This is a genomic window from Streptomyces africanus, assembly GCF_002150735.1.
Classification (GTDB): Bacteria; Actinomycetota; Actinomycetes; order Streptomycetales; family Streptomycetaceae; genus Streptomyces; species Streptomyces africanus.
This window is the reverse complement of record NZ_MUKA01000266.1, coordinates 19,386-29,151: the sequence shown is the minus strand read 5'-3', so window position 1 is coordinate 29,151 and position 9,766 is coordinate 19,386. Positions and strand designations below refer to the sequence as shown.

Sequence of the window (9,766 nt, the reverse complement as noted above, 5' to 3'; positions counted from 1 at the left end):
TCCGGGCGCTGCGCACCGCCGCCTGCCGGACCTCCTGGGAGGCGCGGCGGTAGCGGTCGAGGAACAGTTCCTCACCACCGATGCCGCGCAGCACGCGCAGCCCGGCGACGGTGTCCGAGGCGAGTTCGGTGGCGCGTCGCGGCCGGTGAGGTCGTGGCGGTCTCCACGGGTGACGTCGAGAAGATCGGCTGGTTCGTGGAGGCCTGGTCGCGGTTCACCGCGGCGCTGGTCACCATCGTGCTGGTCTGCGTCGCGCTGCTGGTCTACCAGCCCGCGCTCGGCGTGGTCGTCGCCGTGGGGCTGCCCGTGCTGGCGCTCGCGGTGCTGCCCCTGCTGCCCCGCGCCACCCGGCGTGCCGACGTGCAGCGCGAGAAGGCCGGACGCGCCACCGAACTCGCCTCGGACACCGTCGCCGGGCTGCGCGTGCTGCGCGGCATCGGTGGTGAGGAACTGTTCCTCGACCGCTACCGCCGCGCCTCCCAGGAGGTCCGGCAGGCGGCGGTGCGCAGCGCCCGGATGTGGTCCCTGATCTCCGCGATCCAGGTCCTGCTGCCGGGACTGCTGCTCATCGCCGTCGTCTGGTACGGCGTGCACCTGGCGCGCCAGGGCCGGATCACCGTCGGCGAACTGGTCACCGTCTACAGCTCGGTGATGGTCCTCACCTATCCGCTGCGGCACTTCGAGGAGATCGCCATGGCGTACTCCTTCTCCCGGCCGTCCGCCAAACGGGCCGCGGGCGTGCTGGCGCTGGAGCGGGCCACCGACACCGCCGGGTCGCGCGGGGCCGAGCTCCCGTCCGGCGACCTGTACGACCCGGACACCGGGCTGCTCGCGAGCTCCGGCCGGCTCACCGCCGTGGTGTGCGGCGACCCGGACGCGGCCGGCCGGCTGGCGGAACGGCTGGGCGGGCATCCGCCGCAGGAGGGCACCTCGGTGCTGCTCGGCGGTGTGCCGCTCGACGAACTCCCGCTGGACAGCGCCCGTACGGCCGTCCTCGTCCAGGACAAGGACCCCGTACTGCTGTCCGGCTCGCTGCGCGACCTGCTCGACGTCCCCGCGTCGGGCGCCGTCGAACCGCGGGCGGCGCTGGCCGCCGCGCAGTGCGACGACGTGCTGGCGGCGCTGGTGCAGGGCTCGGTGGACGCCGCCGACCCGATGGACGCGCGGATCACCGAACGCGGCCGGTCCCTGTCCGGCGGCCAGCGCCAGCGGCTCGCGCTCGCCCGGTCGCTGATCACGGACCCGGAGGTGCTCGTCCTGGACGAGCCGACCTCGGCCGTCGACTCGCACACCGAGGCCCGGATCGCGCAGGGCGTGCGGGAGCTGCGCGCGGGGCGCACGACCGTGGTGTTCACCTCCTCGCCGCTGCTGCTGGACCGCGCCGACCGGGTGGTGTTCCTGCACGACGGCGAGGTCGCGGCGGCCGGCACGCATCGCGAGCTGCTGCACACCGAGCCCCGCTACCGGGCGGTGGTCTCCCGCGAGACGGACGACGAGGTCGCGCTGACCGGTTCCGTCGCCCTGAAGGACGTCCTGCACGACCTGGAAGAGATCGAGGAGAAGGCATGATCGGCGTGGCGCCACCGGCGTACGACCCGGCCGCCCCGACGACGGCGAACACCCTGCCGGTCGGCGCCCCCACGACCGTCCGCGCCTACGTGGCGGAGCTGCTGCGCCGGCACCGCCGGGCGTTCCTGCTGCTCGTCGTCGTCAACACGGTCGCCGTCGTCGCCTCGATGGCCGGTCCGTGGCTGCTGGGCGGAGTCGTGGAGCGGGTGTCCGACGGGGCGCGGGACCTCCGGCTGGAACTCACCGCGGGACTGTTCGTGGCGGCACTGGCCGTCCACGCCCTGTTCGTCCGCGAGGTACGGCTGCGCGGCGCGATGCTCGGCGAGCGGATGCTGGCCGACCTGCGCGAGGACTTCCTCGTCCGGTCGGTGGGGCTGCCGCCCGGCGTGCTGGAGCGGGCCGGCACCGGCGATCTGCTGTCGCGGATCACCACGGACGTCGACCGGCTGGCCAACGCCATGCGCGAGGCCGTGCCGCAGCTGTCGATCGGCGTGGTGTGGGTGGTGCTGCTGATGGGCGGGCTGGTCGTCACGGCGCCGCCGCTGGCGCTCGCCGTGCTGCTGGCCCTGCCGCTGCTGATCGTCGGCTGCCGCTGGTACTTCCGGCGGGCACCGGCCGCCTACCGCTCGGAGGCCGCCGGGTACGCCGCCGTGGCCGCCGCGCTCGCCGAGACCGTGGACGCCGGGCGGACCGTCGAGGCGCACCGCCTCGGTGACCGGCGCGTCGCGCTGTCGGAGCGCCGGATCAGGGAATGGACGGCGTGGGAGCGCTACACGTTGTGGCTGCGGTCGGTGCTCTTCCCGGTCATCAACGTCACGCACGTGACCGTGCTCGCCTCGGTCCTCCTGGTCGGCGGTGTGTTCGCCCTGCACGGCTGGATCGACGTCGGCCAGCTCACGACGGGCGCGCTGATCGCCCAGATGCTCGTCGACCCGGTGGGCATGATCCTGCGCTGGTACGACGAGCTCCAGGTCGCCCAGGTGTCGTTGGCCCGGCTCGTCGGGGTCCGGGACATCGAGCCGGACGCTGGTGACCCCTCCGTGTCCCCCGACGGACGCCATGTGCGGGCCGACCGGGTGCACTTCGGTTACCTGGAGGGCGTGGATGTCCTGCGCAAGGTGTCCTTGGAGGTCTCGCCCGGCACCCGGCTGGCCCTGGTCGGCCCCTCGGGTGCGGGCAAGTCGACGCTGGGCCGGCTGCTCGCGGGGATCTACGCGCCCCGGGACGGCCGGATCACGCTGGGCGGCGCCGAGCTGTCCCGGATGCCGGCGGAACGCGTCCGGGCCCATGTCGCCCTCGTCAACCAGGAGCACCACGTCTTCGTGGGCTCCCTGCGCGACAACCTCCGGCTCGCCCGGACCGGCGCGGGCGATGCCGAGCTGTGGGCGGCGCTGGGCGCGGTCGACGCGGACGGCTGGGCCCGGGCGCTCGACGACGGCCTGGACACCGAGGTCGGCTCGGGCGGCCTGACGGTCACGCCCGCCCAGGCCCAGCAGATCGCCCTGGCCCGCCTGGTGCTGGCCGACCCGCACACCCTGGTCCTGGACGAGGCGACGTCTTTGCTCGACCCGCGCGCCGCCCGCCACCTGGAACGATCCCTGGCCAAGGTCCTCGACGGCCGCACCGTCGTCGCCATCGCCCACCGCCTCCACACCGCCCACGACGCGGACGTCATCGCCGTCGTCGAGAACGGCCGCATCAGCGAACTGGGCAGCCACGAGGAACTGGTGACGGCGGACGGGGCGTATGCGGCGCTGTGGAGGTCGTGGCATGGGTGAGGGGCGGGTGCCGAGGGGGTTGTGAGACGGGCGTCGCGAGATCAGATACGCCCCGCCCTGGCTCAGCCCGGCACCCGACTCGGCCCGGGCCCGGGTCAGCGCGGCCCCGGGGGAGCCCGGCCCGGGAGGAGCAGCCGGGCCCGGGTCGGTCCCCTCTCCTGGTCGGACCGCCGGAGGCGTTCCGTGGCGTTGCGCGGTGGTGAGGCGGGGTGGAAGGCTGGAGGCAGGCACCGGCTCGGGGAAACGCCCGGGAACCGCGGCAGCGGTTCGGCGGCGGGCGGCGTCAGTGCTCCGTGTGGCGGCGGCCCGGCGCGGGCCCCGGTGTGAACGGGCCCGCCCCACCCCCTGGAGGTACCCGTGAAGAGCTCCGACGGCTGGGGAGACGACGTCTACCAGCCGGAACCATCCGAGCAGAGAGAGGACACGGGGCTCCTCGACGCCGAGGACACCCTGGAGTACGACGGCGTCGACGATCCCCTCGACCGGGGCTGGTCCCCTCCCGAGCGGCCCTGGGCCGTGGAGCACAGGGGCGTCACGGCGGCGGAGCGGCGGCAGGGCGAGACGCTGGACCAGCGGCTCGCCGAGGAGCTGCCGGAGCCCGTCGCCCCGGACGGTGACGGTCTCGGGGACTGCCAGGGCACCGACGGGGAACTCCTGGACAACGAGGTCGGCGCCGCCCGCTCCGGCCGGCTCGTCGCCCCCGACGAGGGTGCGCACGAGGACGAGGAGAGTGCCCTGGTCGCCTTGGACGTGGGCATCGACGGCGGGGCGGCGTCGGCCGAGGAGGCAGCCGTGCACATCGTCGACGAGGACACCCTGTCCGGCTGACCGCAGAACCGACCCGAGCCGCGCGAGGAGCAGCCATGCAGCAGGACAAGCACCCCGACTACCACCCCGTCGTCTTCCGCGACCGGGCCGCCGGGTACGCGTTCCTGACCCGGTCCACCGCGACCAGCGACCAGACCATCGAGTGGGACGACGGCGAGACCTACCCGGTCGTGGACGTGGAGATCTCCTCGGAGAGCCACCCCTTCTACACGGGCAAGGCCCGCACGGTGGACTCGGAGGGCCGGGTCGCCGCGTTCGAGCGGCGGTACGGCGGCCGCTGAGCCCCGTCCCCCGGCATGAGCTCCGCCGGCGCTCAGATGACGTTGAGCGCCGCCGCGCAGCCCACCCCGCCGAGCAGCATGAACACCGGCATCAGCACCCTGAGCTCGACCCAGCTGCCCGCCCGGAACCGCAGGGCCTTCGGCGGCCCGACCGGGTACCAGCGCTTGCGCCCCACCGGTATGGGCCACAGGACCGGGCAGCCCGAGACGGTGAGCGCGTCCCCGAGGTCGTGCACGATCGCACCCAGCACGACCGGCAGCCCCAGCCAGAGGTACTCCTGACCCGGCGCCGCGAACAGCCAGTCCGCGCCGTTGCCCGGCTTGTCCAGGACGCCCGCGAGGATCCACGCGGTGGCCGCGGCCAGCAGCCACACCAGGACGTCGCTGCTGGAGCCGCGCGCCGCCCGCCACAGCAGGCCCTCGATGGCCAGCACCAGGTGCACGAAGAGGATCGCCAGCACCCCCCAGCGGTCGCTGGTGATCGCCACGACCGAGGTGCCCGCACCGATCAGGACCGCCCACAGCCAGGTGTGCGTGAGCGTCCGGTGCCCGCCGGAGCGACGCGGGTCGCCCTGCTTCTTGGTGGCCTTGTAGACGGCGTACGACAACTTGTCGACGATCTCGCACAGCCAGCGCGACAGCGGTCCGAAGGACCGGGAGATGGTGGCCGCCTTGTGGTCGAGGTCCGGGGCGAGCGCGGCACCGGCGCAGACCAGGGCGCCGACGAGGAGGACCGGCCAGGGCATCGGGTGCCCGGCCGCGGCGGCCGCCGCACCGACGCCGAGCCAGGCGGCGGCGCCCGACAGTGAGTGTGCTGGTCCCATCATCGGCGTGGCCCGCCCCATTCCTCGTGTACCGCTGTCCAGTTGACCGGCGCGCTGACATCCCGTCGGCGACACAGCGTAGCGTTCGCGATCTTCGCGCCCGCAGCCGATTCCCGCATCGGGCGGGAGGCCAGGCAAGATGGGGGGCGTGACCCTCATCGATCAGCTGCCGCGGACCGCCGACCCCGACGCCCTGTACGAAGCCTTCGAGTCGTGGGCCGGTGAGCGGGGTCTCACGCTCTATCCCCACCAGGAGGAGGCGCTGATCGAGGTGGTCTCCGGCGCGAACGTGATCGTGTCGACGCCCACCGGGTCCGGCAAGAGCATGATCGCGGCGGGTGCGCACTTCGCCGCGCTGGCCCGGGACGAGGTCACCTTCTACACCGCCCCGATCAAGGCGCTGGTGTCGGAGAAGTTCTTCGAACTGTGCAAGATCTTCGGCACGGAGAACGTCGGCATGCTGACCGGCGACGCGTCCGTCAACGCGGACGCCCCCGTGATCTGCTGCACCGCCGAGGTGCTCGCGTCGATCGCGCTGCGCGACGGCAAGGACGCGGACGTCGGCCAGGTCGTGATGGACGAGTTCCACTTCTACGCGGAGGGCGACCGCGGCTGGGCCTGGCAGATCCCGATCCTGGAGCTGCCGCAGGCGCAGTTCGTGCTGATGTCGGCGACGCTGGGCGACGTGTCCTTCTTCGAGAAGGACCTCGCCCGTCGCACCGGCCGCCCGACGGCGGTGGTCCGCTCGGCGACCCGCCCCGTGCCGCTGTCGTACGAGTACCGCTACACGCCGCTCACGGAGACGCTCACCGACCTGCTGGCGGCGCGGCAAGCACCCGTCTACATCGTGCACTTCACGCAGGCGCAGGCCGTGGAGCGGGCGCAGGCGCTGATGAGCATCAACATGTGCTCGCGCGAGGAGAAGGAGCAGATCGCCGAGCTGATCGGCAACTTCCGCTTCACCACCAAGTTCGGCCGCAACCTCTCCCGTTACGTCCGGCACGGCATCGGCGTCCATCACGCGGGCATGCTGCCCAAGTACCGCCGCCTGGTGGAGAAGCTCGCGCAGGCCGGCCTGCTGAAGGTCATCTGCGGTACGGACACCCTCGGCGTGGGCGTCAACGTGCCCATCCGCACGGTGCTGTTCACGGCCCTCACCAAGTACGACGGCACCCGCGTACGCACCCTGCGCGCCCGGGAGTTCCACCAGATCGCGGGGCGTGCCGGCCGGGCCGGTTACGACACGGAGGGCTTCGTCGTCGCGCAGGCGCCCGAGCACGTCGTCGAGAACGAGAAGGCGCTCGCCAAGGCCGGAGACGATCCGAAGAAGCGCCGCAAGGTCGTCCGCAAGAAGGCCCCGGAGGGCTTCGTCGCGTGGTCGGAGCAGACCTTCGAGAAACTCATCGCCTCCGAACCGGAGCCGCTGACCTCCCGGTTCCGGGTGACGCACACGATGCTGCTGTCGGTGATCGCCCGCCCCGGCAACGCCTTCGAGGCGATGCGCCACCTGCTGGAGGACAACCACGAGCCACGCAAGCAGCAGTTGCGGCACATCCGCCGGGCCATCGCGATCTACCGCTCGCTGCTGGACGGCGGCATCGTCGAGAAGCTCGACGAGCCGGACGCGACCGGCCGTATCGTCCGCCTCACCGTCGACCTCCAGCAGGACTTCGCGCTCAACCAGCCGCTGTCCACGTTCGCGCTCGCCGCTTTCGAGCTGCTCGATCCCGAATCGCCGTCGTACGCGCTCGACATGGTGTCCGTGGTGGAGTCCACGCTCGACGACCCGCGGCAGATCCTCGCCGCCCAGCAGAACAAGGCACGCGGCGAGGCCGTGGCCCAGATGAAGGCGGACGGCGTCGAGTACGAGGAGCGCATGGAGCGCCTCCAGGACATCACGTACCCGAAGCCGCTGGAGGAGCTGCTCTTCCACGCGTACGACACGTACCGCAAGAGCCATCCCTGGGTCGGCGACCATCCGCTGTCCCCGAAGTCGGTCATCCGCGACATGTACGAACGGGCGTTGTCCTTCACGGAGTTGGTGTCCCACTACGAGCTGGCGCGCACCGAGGGCATCGTGCTGCGCTACCTGGCCAGCGCCTACAAGGCCCTCGACCACACCGTCCCGGACGACCTCAAGTCCGAGGACCTGCAGGACCTGATCGAGTGGCTGGGCGAGATGGTGCGCCAGGTCGACTCCAGCCTGCTGGACGAGTGGGAGCAGCTCGCCAACCCGGAGGAGATGACCGCCGAGGAGGCCCAGGAGAAGGCCGACGAGGTCAAGCCGGTCACGGCCAACGCGCGCGCTTTCCGCGTCCTGGTCCGCAACGCCATGTTCCGCCGGGTCGAACTCGCCGCCCTCGACCAGGTCGAGGAGCTCGGCGAGATGGACGCGGAGTCCGGCTGGGACGCCGACGCCTGGGGCGAGGCGATGGACAAGTACTGGGACGAGTACGACGACCTCGGCACCGGCCCCGACGCCCGCGGCCCCAAGCTGCTGATCATCGAGGAGGAGCCGGAGAACGCGCTGTGGCGGGTCCGGCAAATCTTCCACGACCCCAGCGGCGACCACGACTGGGGCATCAGCGCGGAGGTCGACCTCACGGCCTCCGACGCGGAGGGCCGGGCGGTCGTCCGGGTCACCGACGTCGGCCAACTGTGAACGGCCGGGCAGCAGCGAGCACAGGAGAATCCCACCGATGACGACGAACCCGGCCGAGAGACTGGTCGACCTGCTCGATCTGGAGCAGATCGAGGTCAACATCTTCCGTGGCCGCAGCCCGCAGGAGTCCCTCCAGCGGGTCTTCGGCGGCCAGGTGGCGGGCCAGGCCATGGTCGCCGCCGGCCGCACCACGGACGGCGACCGGCCCGTGCACTCGCTGCACGCGTACTTCCTGCGCCCGGGCATCCCGGGGGTGCCGATCGTCTACCAGGTCGAGCGGGTGCGTGACGGGCGGTCGTTCACGACCCGCCGGGTCACGGCCGTGCAGCAGGGCCGTACGATCTTCAATCTCACCGCCTCCTTCCACAAGCCGGAGGAGGGCAGCTTCGAACACCAGCTGCCGCCCGCCCGCACGGTCCCGGACCCGGAGTCGTTGCCCACGGTCACGGACGAGATCCGGGAGCATCTGGGCGCGCTGCCCGAGCAGCTGGAGCGGATGGCCCGCCGCCAGCCCTTCGACATCCGCTATGTGGACCGGCTGCGCTGGACCACCGACGAGGTCGCGGACTCCGAGCCGCGCAGCGCCGTGTGGATGCGCGCGGTCGGGCCGCTCGGCGACGACCCGCTCGTGCACACCTGCGCCCTCACCTACGCCAGCGACATGACCCTCCTGGACGCCGTCCGCATCCCGGTCGAGCCACTGTGGGGCCCGCGGGGCTTCGACATGGCGTCACTGGACCACGCCATGTGGTTCCACCGCCCGTTCCGCGCGGACGACTGGCTGCTGTACGACCAGGAGTCACCGATCGCGGTCGGCGGCCGCGGTCTGGCCCGGGGCCGCATCTACGACCGTGAGGGCCGGCTGGTCGTGTCGGTCGTGCAGGAGGGGTTGTTCAGGAAGCTGGGCTGAACCCGGACGCGACGCCGGTCTGCCCCGGCTTCCGGACCAGGGCCGGGCGCTGATCTACGCCGGTACCGGCCCAGCCCGCCGGGAGAGCCGGCCCCCGGCGACCTACCGGTCCCCGCCTGATCACCCGCCCGGCTGGCACCGCGGGCACCACACCGTGCCACGGCCCGCCATCCGGGACCGGCGCAGGCCGCTGCCGCAGCGCGGGCACCTGGGGTCGGGGGCGTCGCGGTGCCCGGTGAGCCAGGAGTCCCGCGGCGGCACGCACCCCGCCTTGACGGCGGACCGCAGGGTTCTGCGCATCTCGCTGTACAGGCGACGCCGATCGTCCTGGCCGAGCTCCCGCGCCCGGCGGTCGGGGCGCAACCGGGCGCGCCAGAGGATCTCGTCGGCGAGCAGATTGCCGAGGCCGGCCAGGACGGACTGGTCGGTGAGCGCGGTCTTCAGGTGCCCGCGGCGCGACGAGAGCACGGCCTCGAACTCCGCACGGTCCACCGCCATCGCGTCGGGGCCCTGCCGCCGAAGCAGCCGGTCGAGATCGGAGTCGTCGTGGGCCAGCCACAGGCCCTGGAGTTTGCGCTGGTCACGGAAGCGCAGCTGACGGTTGCCGCTCAGTGTGAACAGCACGCGGTCGTGGGCCTCGACGGCGTCCTCGGGTCGTCCGCAGACCAGTCGGCCCGTCATGCCGAAGTGCAGCACGAGGGTGGGGCCGCCGGTGCGGGCGAGCAGCCACTTGCCGTGCCGCTCCGGTGTGCCGAACCGCCGCCCCTCCAGCGCGTCACGCAGGCCCCGGACCCCGACGCCGTGCAGGACGCCCGCGTCCCGCACCTCGACGCGCCGCACGACCCGTCCCTTGGCGCAGGATTCCAGCACCTGGCGGAAGCCCTCGACATCGGGCAGCTCGGGCATGACCGTCC

The 9,766-nt window shown here is 72.7% G+C and carries 7 protein-coding genes and 1 pseudogene; 6 read left to right on the top strand and 2 right to left on the bottom strand.

The window, feature by feature from the left end:
• Positions 1 to 132: 132 nt before the first annotated feature.
• The 4 genes and pseudogenes from CCL05_RS29910 to CCL05_RS29895 all read left to right on the top strand — a co-directional run.
• Positions 133 to 1,569 (top strand): annotated as a pseudogene (locus CCL05_RS29910) (ABC transporter ATP-binding protein); the annotation flags it as partial.
• Positions 1,566 to 3,347, top strand: coding sequence for an ABC transporter ATP-binding protein (locus CCL05_RS29905; protein WP_086563797.1), 1,782 nt, complete (start codon positions 1,566 to 1,568; stop codon positions 3,345 to 3,347). The pseudogene CCL05_RS29910 and the gene CCL05_RS29905, both read left to right, overlap by 4 nt.
• Before the next feature lie 357 nt (positions 3,348 to 3,704).
• Positions 3,705 to 4,175: a DUF5709 domain-containing protein gene (locus tag CCL05_RS29900; RefSeq protein WP_086563796.1), complete on the top strand. Its 471-nt coding sequence runs from the start codon at positions 3,705 to 3,707 to the stop codon at positions 4,173 to 4,175.
• 35 nt (positions 4,176 to 4,210) lie between these two features.
• Positions 4,211 to 4,456: a type B 50S ribosomal protein L31 gene (locus CCL05_RS29895; RefSeq protein WP_086563794.1), complete on the top strand. Its 246-nt coding sequence runs from the start codon at positions 4,211 to 4,213 to the stop codon at positions 4,454 to 4,456.
• 32 nt (positions 4,457 to 4,488) lie between these two features.
• Here the strand turns inward: CCL05_RS29895 and CCL05_RS29890 are convergent, their stop codons facing one another.
• The gene (locus CCL05_RS29890) at positions 4,489 to 5,283 is read right to left on the bottom strand and encodes a metal-dependent hydrolase (protein WP_086563793.1); all 795 of its coding nucleotides are present in this window, start codon (positions 5,281 to 5,283) and stop codon (positions 4,489 to 4,491) included.
• A 145-nt stretch (positions 5,284 to 5,428) separates the two neighbouring features.
• Here CCL05_RS29890 and CCL05_RS29885 point away from each other — a divergent pair, with 145 nt between their 5' ends.
• Both CCL05_RS29885 and CCL05_RS29880 read left to right on the top strand, forming a co-directional pair.
• Positions 5,429 to 7,942 (top strand): DEAD/DEAH box helicase, encoded by a 2,514-nt coding sequence (locus CCL05_RS29885; RefSeq protein WP_167409635.1) that lies wholly within the window; start codon positions 5,429 to 5,431, stop codon positions 7,940 to 7,942.
• Between the two features lie 37 nt (positions 7,943 to 7,979).
• Entirely contained in the window at positions 7,980 to 8,852 is an 873-nt protein-coding gene (locus CCL05_RS29880; RefSeq protein ID WP_086563790.1) for an acyl-CoA thioesterase, read from the top strand.
• Between the two features lie 120 nt (positions 8,853 to 8,972).
• Here the strand turns inward: CCL05_RS29880 and CCL05_RS29875 are convergent, their stop codons facing one another.
• A complete protein-coding gene (locus CCL05_RS29875) occupies positions 8,973 to 9,758 on the bottom strand; it encodes an Fpg/Nei family DNA glycosylase (protein ID WP_086563788.1) in 786 nt (261 codons plus the stop codon).
• Positions 9,759 to 9,766: the final 8 nt, after the last annotated feature.

What these genes read in the sequence shown, in the direction of transcription:
- CCL05_RS29905 (WP_086563797.1), top strand. Translation starts at nt 1,566, where the DNA reads ATGATCGGCGTGGCGCCACCGGCGTACGACCCGGCCGCCCCGACGACG.
- CCL05_RS29895 (WP_086563794.1), top strand. Translation starts at nt 4,211, where the DNA reads ATGCAGCAGGACAAGCACCCCGACTACCACCCCGTCGTCTTCCGCGAC.
- CCL05_RS29890 (WP_086563793.1), bottom strand. Translation starts at nt 5,283, where the DNA reads ATGATGGGACCAGCACACTCACTGTCGGGCGCCGCCGCCTGGCTCGGC.
- CCL05_RS29880 (WP_086563790.1), top strand. Translation starts at nt 7,980, where the DNA reads ATGACGACGAACCCGGCCGAGAGACTGGTCGACCTGCTCGATCTGGAG.
- CCL05_RS29875 (WP_086563788.1), bottom strand. Translation starts at nt 9,758, where the DNA reads ATGCCCGAGCTGCCCGATGTCGAGGGCTTCCGCCAGGTGCTGGAATCC.